Source organism: Peribacillus sp. SIMBA_075 (assembly GCF_046534585.1).
Window position 1 is genome coordinate 1 of the sequence record NZ_JAWRYN010001728.1, and the last position, 231, is coordinate 231.

The 231-nt window shown below is 73.2% G+C and carries 1 protein-coding gene; it reads right to left on the reverse strand.

The features are described 5' to 3' along the window. Positions 1-231 (reverse strand): dienelactone hydrolase family protein (locus tag SB775_RS34350; RefSeq protein WP_410865757.1); only part of this gene is annotated, 231 nt, incomplete at both ends.

Here is a 231-nt window from a genome sequence, read left to right on the forward strand (position 1 = left end):
GGATGCTGCTGCAGGAGGCTGAAACCGGCCGCCACGCGCGAACGCAGCAGCGGCAGGTCGCGGTAGTACTTGCCGGCCTCGGCGGAGGCGGCGTCGCCGGTCGGGCGGACGTCCGCGCCATAGAGGTCCGCGGCGAACGCGACGTATCCCCGCCGCGCCAGCATCTGCGCGCGCATGCGGACGTTGTCGGCGACCCCGAACCAGTCGTGCAGCACGAGGATGCCCGGCCTC